Source organism: Okibacterium sp. AC114 (assembly GCF_979253355.1).
The window spans coordinates 2,581,831-2,597,833 of sequence record NZ_CEEDBR010000001.1 but is presented as its reverse complement, the minus strand read 5'-3'; the positions used below and the strand labels follow the sequence as shown (position 1 = coordinate 2,597,833).

Below are 16,003 nucleotides of genomic sequence, written 5' to 3'. Positions count from 1 at the left end.
TCCTACTATCGACACAGATTTCAGTGTGGAAAGGCAGATCTCAATGAGCAACCGAACCAACGCAACCCCCAACGACCTCGCCGCGGAAAACACGGGCCCCGAGGCATCCGGCAGCGCATCGGCCGAGGCGACCGCCGCCGGCGCATCCGAAACCGTCGCCCCCGACGCGCTCGTCGACCCCGAAACGGTTGCCCACCTCCCCGGCCCCGGCAGTGTCGACGCAGAAACGCCCACGCGGGCCGCCACCGAAGCGCCGGCGCCGTCGCGCTCGCGTTCCTCCGCCTCAGGTGATGCCGGCGACGGACCGCGCGTCGACATTCCCTCGCTCGCCCACACGCTCCTGGGCAGCTGGCCCGAAGCGCGCCTCGCCTCGCGCGCCCTCGCCGGTCGCCCCGACATGCAACGCGACGAAAGCCTCGGCATGGTCGAGCACCGCCAGCGGGTCTTCGAGCAGCTGCACAAACTCGTCGAGAACGGCCAGGTGCACCGCGCGTTCCCGACCCGCCTGGGCGGCCACGACGACCACGGCGGCAACATCGCCGGTTTCGAAGAGCTCGTGCTCGCCGACCCGTCGCTGCAGATCAAGTCGGGAGTGCAATGGGGTCTCTTCGGCGCCGCAATTCTGCACCTCGGCACCGAGAAGCACCACACGGCGTTCCTTCCCGGCGCCATGAGCCTCGACGTTCCCGGCGCGTTCGCCATGACCGAAACGGGCCACGGCTCGGATGTCTCGAGCATCGCCACCACGGCCACCTACGACCCCGACACCCGCGAGTTCGTCATCCAGACCCCGTTCCGCGCCGCCTGGAAGGACTACCTCGGCAACGCGGCCGTCCACGGCACCGCCGCCACGCTCTTCGCCCAGCTCATCACCAACGGCGTCAACCACGGCGTGCACTGCTTCTACGTGCCGCTGCGCGACGCCGACGGCGCCTTCCTGCCCGGTATCGGCGGCGAAGACGACGGCCTGAAGGGCGGCCTCAACGGTATCGACAACGGCCGACTGCACTTCGACGGTGTGCGCATCCCGCGCGAGAACCTCCTCAACCGCTACGGCGACGTCGCCGAGGACGGCACCTACAGCTCGCCCATCGCGAGCCCCGGCCGACGCTTCTTCACGATGCTCGGCACCCTGGTGCAGGGGCGCGTGTCGCTCGACGGTGCGGCTACCGCGGCATCCGCCCTCGCCCTGCAGATCGCCATCACGTATGGCAGCGAGCGTCGGCAGTTCAATGCCGGCAGCGACACGCACGAGGAAGTCATCCTCGACTACCAGCGTCACCAGCGCCGGCTCCTGCCCCGCCTCGCCACCACCTATGCGCAGATCTTCGCGCACGACGACCTGCTCGTGAAGTTCGACGGCGTCTTCAGCGGGGCCGCCGACACCGACGACGACCGCCAAGACCTCGAAACGCTGGCGGCGGCGCTCAAGTCGCTGTCCACGTGGCACGCGCTCGACACCCTGCAAGAGGCGCGCGAGGCCTGCGGCGGCGCGGGCTTCCTCGCCGAGAACCGGCTCACCGGCCTGCGCGCAGACCTCGACGTCTACGCCACGTTCGAGGGCGACAACAACGTCCTCCTGCAGCTCGTCGGCAAACGCCTCCTCGGCGACGTCGCCAAGCGTTTCAAGGGAGCCGACGCCAAGGTCCTCGCCAAGTACGCGGCCGGTCAGGTCGCCGACCGAGCCGTCCACGGCACGGGACTCCGATCGCTCGCCCAGACGGTCGCCGACCTCGGCTCCACGGCGCGGTCCGTCGGACACCTCCGCGACACCGACACGCAGCGCGAACTCCTCACCGGCCGTGTGGAGACCATGGTGGAACAACTCGCCGCCAAGCTGCGTCCCGCCAGCAAGCTCGGCCCCGTCGAGGCCGCCGCGCTCTTCAACGACAACCAGAACGAGCTCATCGAGGCAGCGCGAGCGCACGCCGAGCTCCTGCAATGGGAGGCCTTCACGGCCGGGCTCGACAAGATCACCGACACCGACACCCGCCAGGTGCTCACCTGGGTGCGCGACCTCTTCGGCCTCGGACTCGTCGAGAAGCACCTCGCGTGGTACCTCATCGCGGGGCGCCTCTCACCGCAGCGCGCGGGCGCCGTCGGGCCCTACATCGACCGGCTCATCGCGCGCCTCCGACCCCACGCCTCCGACCTCGTCGAAGCCTTCGGCTACGGTCCCGAGCACGTGCGCGCACCCATCGCCACGGGCGCCGAGCAGGCCCGCCAAGAGGAGGCCGCGAGTTACTTCGCCCGCAAGCGCGAAGCCGGCGAGCTGCCGATCGACGAGAAGACGCTCAAGGCTCGCGCGAAAAAGATTCAGGTGAGCTGACGTCGTCACGCTCTCGCGCCGGTCGACCGGACCCTAGCGAGAGCGTGGCGATGAAGCCGAGGGTCAAGAAGCCTGCGGCGGCGAACGCCGAAAACTTCGTGCCCTCGCTGAAAGCTTCGCGTGCGTCATCCGCAATGGCAGCTGTTCGCGGATCGTCTGCCAGACCGGGAAGGGCCGAACCCGCGCTGTCGACCACGGCGGCCACAACGTGGTCGCGCTGATCGGCGGGCACCCCGGCATCGTCGAGCTTGCCGCCCAGAATGCCGCCCGTGCTCGTGAACAGGATCGTGCCGAGAATCGCGATGCCGAGAGCCGAACCCACCTGGCGCGCTGTGGACTGCGTGCCCGAGCCCTGCCCGGAACGCTCCACCGGCACATCGCGCAACACCACACCCGTCAGCTGCGCGGTCGCGAGGCCCACGCCGAATCCGTAGACGAACAGGAACGGCACGAGCGCCGCCCACGACGTATCCACACCGATCACGAACCCGAGCCCCGCGACGCCCACGATCTCGGCCGCCAGGCCCACGCGCACGATCGTGACGGCCGGGATCTTGTTGCCGAACGCCCCCGCGAAGCCGCTCGCCACGAACGACCCGATAGCCAAAGCGAGCAGCACGAGACCCGTCTGCAATGCGCTGTAGCCGACCACATTCTGCAACCACAGAGGCAGCGACAGGATGATGCCGAACTCACCCAGCGACACGATCAACGCCGCGATGTTGCCATTGCGGAACGACGGGATGCCGAACAGTCCGACACTCAACATGGTCGGTTTGCCCGCCCGCTCCTTGCGCCGCTCGCTCCACACGAACAAGAACCCGGCCACAGCGGACACCACGAAGGCCAGCGGAATGGGTGACAACCAAAACGGCCACACCCAGTCTCCGAACGCGAGGCCGTCCTCGGCTTGCCACCACCCGAACGTGCGCCCCTCGATCAAACCGAACACCAGCGCGGCAAACGTGATCACCGACAGCAGCGCACCCACCAGGTCGACCCGTGTCTGCCCCGAGCCCCGAGACTCCTTCACGGTGACGACGACGCCGATGACGATCAGGATGCCGAGAGGAATGTTGATGCCGAACGCCCAGCGCCACGACGCATACGTCGTCAGGTAGCCGCCCAGCAGAGGCCCGAGCGCCGTCATGCCGCCGATCGTCGACCCCCACACGGCGAACGCGATCGCGCGCTCCTTGCCGCGGAACGTCGCGTTGATGAGAGACAACGTCGTAGGAAGCACCATCGCGCCGCCCACACCCTGCACCACGCGCGTCGCGATGAGGAAACCTCCGGTCGGTGCCAAGGCCGCGGCAATCGACGCCACCGCGAAGATCGTCACGCCGATGAGCAGCATGCGCTTCCGGCCGATGCGATCGGCGAGGGTTCCGAACACGAGCAGCAGGGATGCGAAGACCAGGGTGTACGACTCCTGCACCCACTGCACCTCGGTCGAACTGATTCCGAGGTCGTCGACGATCGAGGGGATGGCGACATTGACGATCGTGGAATCGACGATGATGAGCGCGACGGCGATGCTGATGAAAACCAACCCGAACCAGCGGGTGCGCGGAGAACTCACGGTGTGCCTTTCCGGCCGACGGGGCGTCGACGTGAAAATAGTAAGCCTGCTGACTGTTTATTACCAGGAGTACATTAGTCTCATGACATCCGAGCCGCGCAACACCCCTCAACAGGGCGTTGCCGCGGGTTCTGCGCCGCACGACGCGGCGTCGTCACCGTCATCGCCTTCGCCCTCGCCCTCCCGCACACCGCCAGCCGGCGTGAACCCCGAGGGCGGCCCGATGGATGCCTGGCCCACCGGCCGTCTCCTGTCCACGGCCTCGCGCCTCGTGGAACACGCCTGGGCCGAGGCGCTCGAAAGCCACGGACTCACGCACGCGGGCCTCATCGTGCTGCACTTCCTCTCGACCGGCCCCGCCAGCCAGATCGAATTGGCCCGCCGCGCGCGCGTGCAGACGCAGACCATGTCGCGCACCCTCGACAGGCTCGAGCGCGACGGCTACGTGGAACGCAGCGCCGATGCATCGGACCGCCGTCGCCACGTCGTCGTGATCACGCCAGAGGGTGCGGACGCGTTCCGCCGCGCACACGATCTCGAGGCGACGATCTTCCCGGAGTTGCCGCAGCACGACGTTCTGCGCGAGGCGCTCCTGCACCTCATCGCGGCGAGCGAGACCCGCCGCTGGGGCGACGTCGACGACTGAGGTTGCGGCAGTCCGCCTCCCAGCGGTTTCTGAGTCCCTCCTGATTAGATTCGGTGAACGCACAACCGCGTCACCCCGCGCATCCCGCGCCACTTCAGTGAGGAATCCGCAATGAACTGCCCGGTCGACAATGTACCCCTCGTCATGAGCGAACGCTCAGGAGTCGAGATCGACTACTGCCCCACCTGCCGTGGTGTGTGGCTCGACCGTGGCGAGCTCGACAAGATCCTCGACCGCGCCAGCCGCGAGTTCGGCGGCGCTGCGGCTGCCGCGTCGGCCGAGGCGGCCTCGGTGCAGCAGGCGCCGGCAAGTGGCCTGCCCGGCGGCCACACCGATGCCCCCAACCCCTACACGGGCCTTCCGCGCGACGCCGACCGTCCGTTCCCGGGCCGAGGCTCCGACCGCTGGGACGAGGGCGGTCGCGGCTACACCGACGGCCGCGACAACCGTCCGCCGCGCGACCGTGACGATCACCGCCGCCGCGACGACAGCGACGACTTCGGCCGCGGGGGACTGGGTGGCCTGCTCGGCGGCATCACGGGCAACCGCGACAATAACGGCTACGGCAGCCGTGACAGCGACCGCCGCTACGACGACGACCGCCGCTACAACAACGACAACCGCAACGGCCACGGCCGCAAGCGCAAAGACAACTGGCTCAGCGAGCTCTTCGATTGATCGGCGCCTGCCTCGCGAGACGTCGTTCCTGGCTCGCGAGGCTTCGTTAACGAGAAATCCCCCGGCGCCGCGAGGCGTTCGGGGGATTTCACATTCTGGCGTTTTCGCTGTGGTGGCTCCGACGGGCGTCGATCCCGTGACCTCTCGATTTTCAGTCGAACGCTCTACCAACTGAGCTACAGAGCCGAAGGCTGTCGCCTCCATGGTGAAATGCCCCTCCAGAAGGAGAGGCATTCGACCTGGCGACCCTGACGGGACTTGAACCCGCGACCTCCGCCGTGACAGGGCGGCACGCTAACCAACTGCGCTACAGGGCCTCGATATTGTGTTGCTGTGTTGCTGTGTTGCTGTGTTTTCGTGCTTTTCGCACCTGACCATTATGCCGTATGTTTCCCTCCGTTTTTTACACGGGGGTTTCGAGCTGTTTTGTGCGGGTGTTGCTGTTCTTCAGTGTAGTAGTACCGTGACCCCAACGGGATTCGAACCCGTGCTGCCGCCGTGAAAGGGCGGTGTCCTAGGCCACTAAACGATGGGGCCGGTGTGCCCGAGGGCACTGAACTACCGGGGACCAAGCATACGGATTCGGCGGCACTTTGGCAAAACGTATCCCGCGGGTGCGGGGAGCGCGAGCGCGGCTGCTTCTGAACGGGTGCGTGAAAACACGGATGCCCCCGCCGCAAACGCGAGCGAGGGCATCCGAGAAGAAAGCCAGCGACTAGTGGCCGCCCTCTTCTTTCAGCTTGGTGAAACCGTCTTGCACGATCTGCTCGGCCTCGGCCGCGTTGCCCCAGCCCTCGATCTTGACCCACTTGCCGGGCTCGAGGTCTTTGTAACGCGTGAAGAAGTGCTCGATCTCGTTGCGCGTCTGCTGCGGAACGTCGTCGATGTCCTGGATGTGGCTCCAGCGCGGGTCTTTCACGGGAACCACGACGACCTTGGCGTCGGAGCCGGCCTCGTCGCTCATGTTGAGAACGCCGACGGGGCGAACCTTGACGCCCACGCCCGGGAACACGGGGTATTCGAGCAGCACGAGCGCGTCGACGGGGTCGCCGTCGAGGCCCAGCGTGTTCTCGAAGTAGCCGTAGTCGGTCGGGTAGACGAACGACGTGAACAGCACGCGGTCGAGGTAGACGCGACCGGTCTCGTGGTCGACCTCGTACTTGTTGCGGCTGCCCTTGGGAATTTCTACGACGACGTCGTAACCTGCCATGAGTTTCTCCTTGCTCGTGAAGTCTGGAATAACGTTACTGGATGCCTCCCTCCGCGCGCCCTGAACATCGCCGTCCTCTCGATCCGGCAACGGCCGAGGTGCGCGCGGCCGTGCGGCGTTCGCTGGCCGCCCACGTCGCCGAAGAGGGCAGCCCTCTCGTCCTCGTCGCCCTCAGCGGTGGCCCCGATTCTCTGGCCCTCGCGGCGGCGGTCGCGTTCGAGGCGCCCAAGCTCGGCATCCGCGCGGGCGCCGTCATCGTCGATCACGCCCTGCAGTTCGGGTCGGAGGATGTCGCGGCTCGTGCCGCCGAGCAGGCGGCGTCGCTCGGTCTCGCCCCCGTCGTCGTCAAGAAGGTCGTCGTGTCGTGGGGTTCTGGGCCCGAAGAGGCGGCCCGTCGGGCGCGCTATGACGCTTTCGCTGAAGTGTTCGCCGAGACGGGGGCGTCCCACATCCTGATCGGCCACACGCTCGACGACCAGGCCGAGACCGTGCTGTTGGGTCTCGCCCGGGGTGCCGGGCCGGCGAGCCTGCGGGGGATGTCCGAGCTCACCGACAGCTACCTGCGACCGCTCCTCGGGGTGCACCGCGAGACCACGCACGCCTCGTGCGACGCCCTGGGCCTCGACGCGTGGACCGACCCCCACAACGACGAACACCGTTTCAGCCGTGTACGCGTGCGCAAGGCCGTGCTACCCGTCCTGGAGCGCGAGCTCGGGCCGGGCGTGGCCGAGGCGCTCGTGCGCACCGCCGACATCCTGCGCGAGGACAGCGAGGCGCTCGACCGCATGGTCGACGAGATCATCGAGGAGATCTGCGAGCCGGCCGAGGCGGGCATCGCCGTCGACGTACGCACCCTGGCCGTGAATCCCGCGGCACTGCGCAACCGCATCATCCGCGTGGTCGCCGCGGGCGAATTCGGCCAATATCTGAACCGCGCCCACACTCTTGAGATCGCCCGCCTCGTCACCGACTGGCGCGGCCAGGGCCCCATCGACGTGCCGGGCATCAGCGTCACACGCGAGGGCGCACTCCTCGTCTTCACGGCGCGCACCTCGGACCCTGACCACCCGTAACCCAGGACGCCCGAGACATCCGTACACTCGAATCATGGAATCGACGGACGTTCAGGGCGACCTCGCCCAAGTTTTGGTGACCGAGGAGCAGATCCACGACAAGCTGCGCGAGCTGGCGCGGCGCATCGAGGCCGACTACGAGGGGGAAGACCTGCTCCTCGTGGGTGTGCTGAAGGGTGCCGTCATGGTGATGGCCGACTTGAGCCGCGAACTGCGCAACCACGTCGAGATCGACTGGATGGCCGTTTCGTCCTACGGCAACAGCACCAAGTCGTCGGGTGTCGTGCAGATTCGCAAGGACCTCGACACCCCGCTCGAGGGCCGCCACGTGCTCATCGTCGAGGACATCATCGACTCCGGCCTCACGTTGTCGTGGCTGCTCGAGAACTTCGCTTCGCGCGGTGCCGCCTCCATCGAGGTGTGTGCACTTCTTCGCAAACCGGATGCCGCCAAGGTCGAGATCGACTGCCGCTACGTCGGTTTCGACATCCCGAACGAATTCGTCGTGGGCTATGGCCTCGACTACGCGGAGCGTTACCGCAACTTGCGCGATGTGGCCGTGCTGGCGCCGCACGTCTACGCCTGATCCGGGCGCTTTACGCCCACGGGGAACACAGAGTGGGCGCTCAGACTCTTAGAGATACCCTGGTGCGACACGGGCGATTGTGGCCCTCTTCGACCCACCTGCAGAAAGGTGACGGGCTGCGGCCCGGAGCAACATGAATTTCAAGCGCATCTTCAAGGGACCGCTTCCCTACATCCTGCTCGCCGTCGTCGTGTTCTTCGTCGGTTCGAGCCTGCTCAACATCAACGGGTTCAAAGAGGTGTCCACCGAGCACGGTCTGCAGCTCTTGAAGGACGACAAGGTCAAAGAGGTCATCCTCACCGAGGGTGACAACCGAGCCGACCTCACGCTTGCATCGGCCGATGGCGACAACGGCACGATGGTGCAGTTCTACTACCTCAACGCGCGCGCCGCCGATGTCGTCGATGCCGTCGACTCCGCCGCGCCCGCCGAGGGCTTCAACGACAAGGTGCCCCAGCCCAGCTGGTGGGGCAGCCTGCTGAGCCTGCTCATCCCGCTGCTGCTCATCGGTGTCTTCTTCTGGATCATGCTGTCGAGCATGCAGGGCGGCGGCAACAAGGTCATGCAGTTCGGCAAGTCCAAGGCCAAGCTCGTGTCGAAGGAAGCCCCCAAGGTCACCTTCCAAGATGTGGCCGGCAGCGACGAAGCCATCGAAGAGCTCGAAGAGATCAAAGACTTCCTGAAAGACCCGGCCAAGTTCCAGGCCGTCGGCGCCCGCATCCCCAAGGGTGTGCTGCTCTATGGCCCTCCCGGAACGGGTAAGACTCTGCTCGCCCGCGCCGTCGCCGGCGAGGCTGGCGTGCCGTTCTACTCGATCTCGGGTTCCGACTTCGTCGAGATGTTCGTCGGTGTCGGCGCGAGCCGCGTGCGCGACCTGTTCGAGCAGGCGAAGCAGAACGCCCCCGCCATCATCTTCATCGACGAGATCGACGCCGTCGGCCGTCACCGTGGTGCCGGCATGGGCGGCGGGCACGACGAGCGCGAGCAGACGCTCAACCAGCTGCTCGTCGAAATGGACGGCTTCGACCCCAAGGCCAACGTCATCCTCATCGCGGCGACGAACCGCCCCGACATCCTCGACCCCGCTTTGCTGCGCCCCGGCCGCTTCGACCGCCAGATCGGCGTCGACGCACCTGACCTGCAGGGTCGCCGCCAGATCCTCGAGGTCCACGGCCGCGGCAAGCCGCTGTCGAAGAACGTCGACCTCGAGGTCGTCGCGCGCAAGACGCCCGGCTTCACGGGTGCCGACCTGGCCAACGTTCTGAACGAGGCCGCGCTTCTCACGGCCCGCTCCAACGCGCAGCTCATCGACAACCGCGCGCTCGACGAGGCCATCGACCGCGTCATCGCCGGCCCGCAGCGCCGCACGCGCATCATGAACGACCGCGAGAAGCTCATCACGGCCTATCACGAGGGTGGCCACGCGCTGGCCGCCGCCTCGATGCGCAACACCGACCCGGTGACCAAGGTCACCATCCTGCCGCGCGGCCGCGCCCTCGGTTACACGATGGTGCTGCCGCTCGAGGACAAGTACTCGGTCACGCGCAACGAACTGCTCGACCAGCTGACCTACGCCATGGGCGGTCGCGTGGCCGAAGAGCTCGTGTTCCACGACCCCACCACGGGTGCGTCGAACGACATCGAGAAGGCCACGGGCATTGCTCGCAAGATGGTCACCGAATACGGCATGACGACCGATGTGGGCGCCGTGAAGCTCGGCCAGTCCTCGGGCGAGATGTTCCTCGGCCGCGACATGGGCCACCAGCGCGACTACTCCGAGTCGATCGCCGAGCGCGTCGACCAGGAGACGCGCCGCCTCATCGAGCAGGCGCACGACGAGGCGTGGCAGGTCATCACCGAGAACCGCGACATCCTCGACCGCCTCGCCGCCGAGCTGATGGAGAAGGAGACGCTCGACCACACCCAGCTGGCCGAGATCTTCACCGACGTCAAGAAGCTGCCCGAGCGCCCGCAGTGGCTGTCGAGCGACAAGCGTCCCGTGTCAGACCGCCCGCCCATCGTGGTGGCTGCGAAGACCAAGATCCCCGTCGACCCCGGTGTGACCGACGGCGGCGTGGAGTCGGAAGAGCGTCCCGACCTGCGGACGAATCCCAACCCGCGTCCCGCGACGGCGTAAACCGCATGACGGGCGTCGACAGGCCCCGGATCGAGGCGGCCGTGCGCGAGCTCCTCGCCGCTATCGGTGAGGATGTCTCGCGCGAAGGTTTGGCCGAGACCCCTCGCCGCGTGGGCGAGGCGTACGCCGAGTTCTTCGGTGGACTGCACGTCGACGCCGAGGCGTTTCTCGCCAATACGGTGCCCGTCGGCGACCGCGCCGGTGAGGTCGTGCTGGTGCGCGACATCGCGTTCCGGTCGATCTGCGAGCACCACCTGCTGCCCTTCCTCGGCACGGCGCATGTCGCCTATGTTCCCGGCGACAACGTAGTGGGGCTCGGCAGCCTGCCGCGCGTGGTCGACGCCATCGCGTCGCGCCCGCAGATGCAGGAGCGCCTGACCGAAGAGATCGCCGACACGCTCGAACGCGGGCTCCAGGCGCGCGGAGTGCTGGTGGTGCTCGACGCCGTTCACGGGTGCGTGGTCGCGCGCGGGCAGCAGCAGCGAGACAGCTCGACCGTTACGGTCGCAAGCCGTGGAACGCTCAGCGACCCCGCCGCACGGGCCGAGATCTTCGCGCTGATCGGTGCGCGTCCAGCGCCGGATGCCGGGGCGACACCGTGATGACATCCGAGACGCCGCACGTGATGGGCGTCGTCAACGTCACGCCCGACTCGTTCAGCGACGGCGGCCAGTTCGTCGACGCCGACGCCGCCCTCGCGCATGCGCTGCAACTCGCCGCCGACGGTGCCGACATCATCGACGTGGGCGGCGAATCCACCCGTCCAGGAGCCGACCGCGTCACACCTGCCGAAGAACAGCGCCGCGTGCTGCCGCTCGTCCGCGCCCTGGCCGGCCGCGACATCGCCGTGAGCGTCGACACCATGAACGCCGAGACGGCGGCGCGGGCCGTGCACGAGGGTGCGGTCATCGTCAACGATGTGTCGGGCGGGCTCGCCGACGCCGGCATGGCCGCCGCTATTGCATCCACGCCGGCGATCTTCGTCATCGGGCATTGGCGCACGCACTCGGCCACCATGAACGCCTTCGCCGACTACGACGACGTCGTCACCGAGGTGCGCGACGAACTCTCGAAGCGGGTCGACGACGCGCGGGCCGCCGGCATCTCGGGCGACCGCATCGTGCTCGACCCGGGGCTCGGGTTCTCGAAAAACGGCTCACACAACTGGCAGTTGCTGGCCCGCCTCGACGAGCTGCTCGAACTCGGCTACCCCGTTCTCGTGGGCACGAGCCGCAAACGGTTCCTCGGCGCGCTGCTGCCCGACGACGCGCCCATGACCGAACGGGACCTGCCGACGGCTGTCACGAGCGTGTTGGCCGCGCAGGCGGGGGCGTGGGGGGTGCGCGTGCACGATGCATCCGCCACCCGGCTCGCCCTCGACACCTGGCGCGCATGGCAGAGTGGTCGACGTGGCTAGCCTCGACACCATCCAGCTGACCGGCCTGCGGGTGCGCGCGCACCACGGCGTGTACGACTTCGAGCGCGAGAACGGGCAAGACTTCGTCATCGACGTGACGGTGTGGCTCGACCTGGCGCGGGCCGCCGCGAGCGACGACGTGTCGACCACCATCCACTATGGCGAGCTGGCCGAGAGCATCGCGCGTGCCGTGGCCGCCGACCCCGTCGACCTCATCGAGACGGTCGCCGAACGTGTGGCGACGCTCGTGCTGGGCTACCCGGCCGCCGAGCGCACACGCGTCACGGTGCATAAACCCGACGCTCCCATCTCGGTTCCCTTCGCAGATGTCGCGGTGAGCATCGAGCGCGCGCAGAAGGCGCGGTCGACGCGTGACGATCGAGCGGATGCCGACGCATGACGCCCATCGCCAAACCCCCCGTTCACCCGCCCGTGCGCCGGCCCTCGCAACTCTCGCTCGGGGTGACGAGCGCCGTCGTGGCCTTCGGCGCCAACCTGGGCGACCGCGAGGAGACCATCCACCACGCCCTCGCCGACCTCGACGCCACCGGCGGCATCACGGTCACGCGCGTATCGCCGCTGCAAGAATCGGTCGCGGTCAAACCCGACGGCGAAGACCCCGACGCGCCCGGCTACCTCAACGGCGTCGCCCTGCTCTCGACCACCCTCAGCCCCCGAGCCCTGCTCACCGAACTGAACCGCGTCGAACGCGAACACGGCCGCGTGCGCGCCGAGCGGTGGGGTGACCGCACGCTCGACCTCGACATCGTCGCCTTCGGAACCCTGACGGTCGACGAACCCGACCTCACCATTCCGCACCCCCGCGCCTCCCAACGTGATTTCGTGCTCGCGCCCTGGCTCGACGTCGACCCGGATGCCGCGCTCCCCGGTCTCGGGCGCGTCGATGCCCTGCTCGCCGCCCTGCGAAAGGACCGCACATGACCCGAACGCGCGCCACGCCCATCATCGGCCTCGCCATCGTCGGCCTGGCCATCGGCTACCTCATCGAATACGCCTCCGCCGCCGGGGGACGCCCGCTCGTCATCCCGCCCGTCACGTTCTCGGCCACGCTCGTCGCGGTCGCCGCCATCGTGGTCGGTTTCGCCATCCCGATTCGCCGCGCCGTCACGGGCAAGGCGCAACGCATGATCGACCCGTTCCGGGCCATGCGTGTCGTCGTCCTCGCCAAGGCGTGCAGCCTGGTCGGCGGCCTGCTCATCGGCGTGACGCTCGGGGCGCTCGGCTTCCTCCTCACCCGGCCGGTGATGCCCGCGGTAGGCTCGACCTGGTTGACGATTGCCGCACTCGCAGCATCCGCGATTCTGCTGGCGGCCGCCCTCGTCGCCGAGCACCTCTGCACGCTTCCGAAGGATGATGACGACGATGACACTGCCGGAGCCGCACCCTCACACTGAGCCCGCCTCGAGCGGCGAGTTCGCGCCGCAACCGGCCGGCGGCGCCGTCGACGAGACCGCCCGTGCGGACCTCGCCGCCCACACGCCCGACGACCTCGGCCGCCTCGACCTGCCGCACGCGGGCTGGCAGCGCGTCTCGAAGCGCTACATCGTCGTCGAGCTGATCGGGTCCGTCATCACGCTGGCCGTGCTGGCGGCTGCCGCGATCTTCATCGCCGTGATCAGCGAGGCCGTCTGGCAGTGGTGGGTCGCGGGCCCGATCGCTCTGATCACCCTCATCTACATGATCTTCACGCCCCGCCGCGTGCGCTCCATCGGTTATCTGCTGCGCGACGACGATCTGCTGTTCCGCCGCGGCATCATGTGGCAGCGTTTCGTGGCCGTGCCCTACGGCCGCATGCAGCTCATCGACGTCAACCGCGGGCCCGTGGCGCGTGCGTTCGGGCTGTCCGAACTGAAGTTCGTCACGGCATCCGCCACCACGGGTGTCGTGTTGCCGGGCCTGCCCGCCGACGAAGCCGACCGCCTGCGCGACCACCTCGTCGCGGTCGCCGAGACCCGACGGACCGGCCTGTGACAAACGAGGCCCCCGAGCGCCCGTCCTCCTCGCACATCCTGGCCGACGGCGAATGGCACCGCCTGCACCCCGCAACACCCCTCCTGCGCGGAGGAATCTTCTTCATCGCCGTTGCCGGTTTCGTCATCGCCAATCTGCGCGAGCGCCTCGTCGAACTCTTCCTGCCGCAGTTCGGCGACGAGGAGTACCGCGAATACGGCGACCCCGTCTCGTTCGTCTGGGAGCAAGGCCTCGTCGGCTGGGCGCTCCTCGCCCTCCTGGTGCTCCTCCTGGTCATCATCGGCACCTTCTTCCTCTCCTGGCGTATGCACACGTTCCGCATCACCAATGAGGCCGTCGAGGTGCGTTCGGGCATCGTGTTCCGCACCAACCGCAAGGCCAAGCTCGACCGCGTGCAGGGTGTCAACATCAACAAGCCGTTCCTGGCCCGCCTGCTGGGCGCCGCCAAGATGGAGGTCAGCGTTGCGGGCCAAGACGCCAACGTCAAACTCGAATACCTCTACGCGCGCGATGCCGATGGACTGCGGCGGGATGTCCTGACCCTCGCCTCGGGTGCCAAACTCGCCGAGCGGGGCAGCGCTCCGGTCGTGAGCGTGGGCCCGGCGGGCCTGGTGCGCAGCGACGACCCCGCCATCAGCCGCGTCGTCACCGAGCGCGTCAACGACTTCTTGTCGCCCGAGCTCGACCCCGATCAGGCGCCGCCCGAGTCGGTCGTGCGCATTCCCGTCGGCCGCCTGGTGGCCTCCACGATAATCGGATGGCCCACCCTCATCGGTCTGGCCGTCATCGTCGCCGCGGCCATCCAGATCGCCAACGACCAGATCTTCACCCTCTTCTGGACCATCCCCGCCGTCCTGGGCGTCGCCGGCTACATCTGGTCGACCATCACCAAATCGCTGCGCTACTCGATCGCGGGAACCCCGTCGGGTGTGCGCGTGGGCTTCGGCCTGCTCTCGACGAGCAACGACACCATCCCGCCCGGCCGCGTGCACGCCATCGAGGTGACGCAGTCCATTCTGTGGCGGCCGTTCGGCTGGTGGCAGGTGCGCATCAACAAGGCCGGCGTCTCGCTCACCGACGCCAACGCGGCCCGGGGTAACACCACCATCCTGCCCGTAGGAAAACTCGACGACGTGACCCGCGTTCTCGGCCTCATCGTCGACGACGCGCAGACGGATGGCCTGCTCACCGACCTGCGCGCGGCCATCACCGACCCCGCCTCCCACGGTTTCACTATCGCGCCTCGCCGCGCCCGCTGGCTCGACCCCTTCGCCTGGAAGCGCACCGGTTTCGCGTTGCGCGGGGGAGTGCTGCTGTTTCGCCGCGGCGTGGTGTGGCGCAAACTCGATGTGCTGCCACTCGCGCGCCTGCAGTCCATCCAGGTGACGCAGGGGCCGCTCGAGAGGCTCTTCCGGTTGTCGTCGGCGCAGGCCCACACCGTCATGGGCCCCGTCACGGCGACCGTTCCCACGATGTCGACGGCCAACGCCGTGCTCTTGCTCGAGACCGTCTCGGAGGCGGTGGTCCGGGCTGCCGCGGCCGACCGCAGCCACCGCTGGAGCGAGAACGGCGAGCAGCGATGAGCGCACGCGCCGGGCGTCTCGGCGTCGGCATCATCGGCGCCGGCCGGGTCGGTCCCGTTCTGGGCGTCGCCCTCGCGGGTGCCGGCCACGCCATCGTGGGTGTCAGCGCCATCTCCGACGAGAGCCGTGACCGCGCCGAGGCCATGCTGCCGGGCGTGCCGGTGCTCGACATCCCCGTCATCGTCGAGCGCAGCGAACTGGTGATCCTGGCCGTGCCGCAGAGCGAGTTGCCACAGCTGGTCGCCGGCCTCGCCGCATCCGGAACCTGGCAGCCAGGGCAGCTCGTCATGCACACGGCGCCGCTCTACGGCATCGGGGTGCTGCAACCCGCGCTGGCGGCCGGCGTCATCCCACTCGCCATTCACCCGGCCATGGAATTCACGGGCTCGAGCATGGATGTCTCGCGACTCACCGAGACCTCGTTCGCCGTCACCGCTCCCGCTCCTGTTCTGCCGATCGCGCAGGCCCTCGTCGTCGAGATGGGCGGCGAACCGGTCGTCGTCGACGAGAAGGACCGCGCGGCCTATGCCGAGGCCGTCTCGATCGCCTCGGAGTTCTCGCGGTCGATCGTCACGCAGGCCACGGGCATCCTGGCCGGGATCGGTGTCGACAACCCGGGCGGCTTCCTCTCCTCCCTCGTGCGTTCGACCGTCGACAACGCCCTGCGGCGCGCCACGCCGCCGGGCGCCCTGCCGGGTCTCGACGAGCTGCGCTGACGCAGCACCCGCTCGGAGTCGAAGCCGCGCCCGGCGAGGTCGTGCGGCCGGGGC

At 68.2% G+C, this 16,003-nt stretch carries 16 protein-coding genes and 3 tRNA genes; 14 read left to right on the top strand and 5 right to left on the bottom strand.

Features of this window, described 5'->3' with window-relative positions:
* The first annotated feature begins 43 nt into the window (after positions 1-43).
* Positions 44-2,329 carry an acyl-CoA dehydrogenase family protein gene (locus ACZ6IE_RS12040; RefSeq protein WP_464608134.1) on the top strand — a complete coding sequence of 762 codons (2,286 nt, stop codon included), beginning with the start codon at positions 44-46 and terminating at the stop codon, positions 2,327-2,329.
* On the opposite strand, the gene ACZ6IE_RS12035 is transcribed toward ACZ6IE_RS12040, so the two are convergent.
* Positions 2,295-3,911, bottom strand: a complete 1,617-nt coding sequence (locus ACZ6IE_RS12035) for an MFS transporter (protein WP_464608133.1) — start codon at positions 3,909-3,911, stop codon at positions 2,295-2,297. The two genes, ACZ6IE_RS12040 and ACZ6IE_RS12035, sit on opposite strands and share 35 nt — an antisense overlap.
* An 82-nt stretch (positions 3,912-3,993) precedes the next feature.
* Between ACZ6IE_RS12035 and ACZ6IE_RS12030 the strand changes: the two genes are divergently transcribed.
* Together ACZ6IE_RS12030 and ACZ6IE_RS12025 are read left to right on the top strand one after the other, a co-directional pair.
* Complete coding sequence (locus ACZ6IE_RS12030; RefSeq protein ID WP_464608132.1) at positions 3,994-4,557, top strand: MarR family winged helix-turn-helix transcriptional regulator; 564 nt, start codon at positions 3,994-3,996, stop codon at positions 4,555-4,557.
* A gap of 111 nt (positions 4,558-4,668) precedes the next feature.
* Positions 4,669-5,235 (top strand): TFIIB-type zinc ribbon-containing protein, encoded by a 567-nt coding sequence (locus ACZ6IE_RS12025; protein WP_464608131.1) that lies wholly within the window; start codon positions 4,669-4,671, stop codon positions 5,233-5,235.
* A gap of 110 nt (positions 5,236-5,345) precedes the next feature.
* Here ACZ6IE_RS12025 and ACZ6IE_RS12020 read toward each other — a convergent pair.
* The 4 genes from ACZ6IE_RS12020 to ppa all read right to left on the bottom strand — a co-directional run bounded on the left by ACZ6IE_RS12020 (position 5,346) and on the right by ppa (position 6,445).
* Positions 5,346-5,421 (bottom strand) — tRNA-Phe (locus ACZ6IE_RS12020).
* A 54-nt stretch (positions 5,422-5,475) separates the two neighbouring features.
* Positions 5,476-5,552, bottom strand: a tRNA-Asp gene (locus ACZ6IE_RS12015).
* 147 nt (positions 5,553-5,699) lie between these two features.
* A tRNA-Glu gene (locus tag ACZ6IE_RS12010) sits at positions 5,700-5,772 on the bottom strand.
* A 178-nt stretch (positions 5,773-5,950) separates the two neighbouring features.
* On the bottom strand, positions 5,951-6,445 hold the full coding sequence (gene ppa / locus ACZ6IE_RS12005; protein WP_077055020.1) for an inorganic diphosphatase: 495 nt from the start codon (positions 6,443-6,445) through the stop codon (positions 5,951-5,953).
* 41 nt (positions 6,446-6,486) lie between these two features.
* Between ppa and tilS the strand changes: the two genes are divergently transcribed.
* From tilS to ACZ6IE_RS11950, 11 genes are all read left to right on the top strand, one after another.
* The gene (gene tilS / locus ACZ6IE_RS12000; RefSeq protein ID WP_464608130.1) at positions 6,487-7,518 is read left to right on the top strand and encodes a tRNA lysidine(34) synthetase TilS; all 1,032 of its coding nucleotides are present in this window, start codon (positions 6,487-6,489) and stop codon (positions 7,516-7,518) included.
* A gap of 34 nt (positions 7,519-7,552) precedes the next feature.
* On the top strand, positions 7,553-8,104 hold the full coding sequence (gene hpt / locus ACZ6IE_RS11995) for a hypoxanthine phosphoribosyltransferase (RefSeq protein ID WP_077055022.1): 552 nt from the start codon (positions 7,553-7,555) through the stop codon (positions 8,102-8,104).
* Positions 8,105-8,237: 133 nt separating this feature from the next.
* Positions 8,238-10,241, top strand: coding sequence for an ATP-dependent zinc metalloprotease FtsH (gene ftsH, locus ACZ6IE_RS11990; protein ID WP_464608129.1), 2,004 nt, complete (start codon positions 8,238-8,240; stop codon positions 10,239-10,241).
* Positions 10,242-10,246: 5 nt separating this feature from the next.
* Complete coding sequence (gene folE / locus ACZ6IE_RS11985; RefSeq protein ID WP_464608128.1) at positions 10,247-10,843, top strand: GTP cyclohydrolase I FolE; 597 nt, start codon at positions 10,247-10,249, stop codon at positions 10,841-10,843.
* Complete coding sequence (gene folP, locus ACZ6IE_RS11980) at positions 10,843-11,658, top strand: dihydropteroate synthase (protein ID WP_464608634.1); 816 nt, start codon at positions 10,843-10,845, stop codon at positions 11,656-11,658. The genes folE and folP overlap by 1 nt, the downstream gene beginning before the upstream one ends.
* On the top strand, positions 11,651-12,058 hold the full coding sequence (gene folB / locus ACZ6IE_RS11975) for a dihydroneopterin aldolase (RefSeq protein WP_464608127.1): 408 nt from the start codon (positions 11,651-11,653) through the stop codon (positions 12,056-12,058). The genes folP and folB overlap by 8 nt, the downstream gene beginning before the upstream one ends.
* On the top strand, positions 12,055-12,600 hold the full coding sequence (gene folK / locus ACZ6IE_RS11970; RefSeq protein WP_464608126.1) for a 2-amino-4-hydroxy-6-hydroxymethyldihydropteridine diphosphokinase: 546 nt from the start codon (positions 12,055-12,057) through the stop codon (positions 12,598-12,600). Before folB ends, folK begins: the two co-directional genes overlap by 4 nt.
* Complete coding sequence (locus ACZ6IE_RS11965; protein ID WP_464608125.1) at positions 12,597-13,073, top strand: DUF3180 domain-containing protein; 477 nt, start codon at positions 12,597-12,599, stop codon at positions 13,071-13,073. Before folK ends, ACZ6IE_RS11965 begins: the two co-directional genes overlap by 4 nt.
* Positions 13,042-13,650: a PH domain-containing protein gene (locus tag ACZ6IE_RS11960; protein WP_464608124.1), complete on the top strand. Its 609-nt coding sequence runs from the start codon at positions 13,042-13,044 to the stop codon at positions 13,648-13,650. The genes ACZ6IE_RS11965 and ACZ6IE_RS11960 overlap by 32 nt, the downstream gene beginning before the upstream one ends.
* A complete protein-coding gene (locus tag ACZ6IE_RS11955; RefSeq protein WP_464608123.1) occupies positions 13,647-15,233 on the top strand; it encodes a PH domain-containing protein in 1,587 nt (528 codons plus the stop codon). Before ACZ6IE_RS11960 ends, ACZ6IE_RS11955 begins: the two co-directional genes overlap by 4 nt.
* A complete protein-coding gene (locus ACZ6IE_RS11950) occupies positions 15,230-15,949 on the top strand; it encodes a Rossmann-like and DUF2520 domain-containing protein (protein ID WP_077055030.1) in 720 nt (239 codons plus the stop codon). Before ACZ6IE_RS11955 ends, ACZ6IE_RS11950 begins: the two co-directional genes overlap by 4 nt.
* The last annotated feature ends 54 nt before the right edge of the window (positions 15,950-16,003 follow it).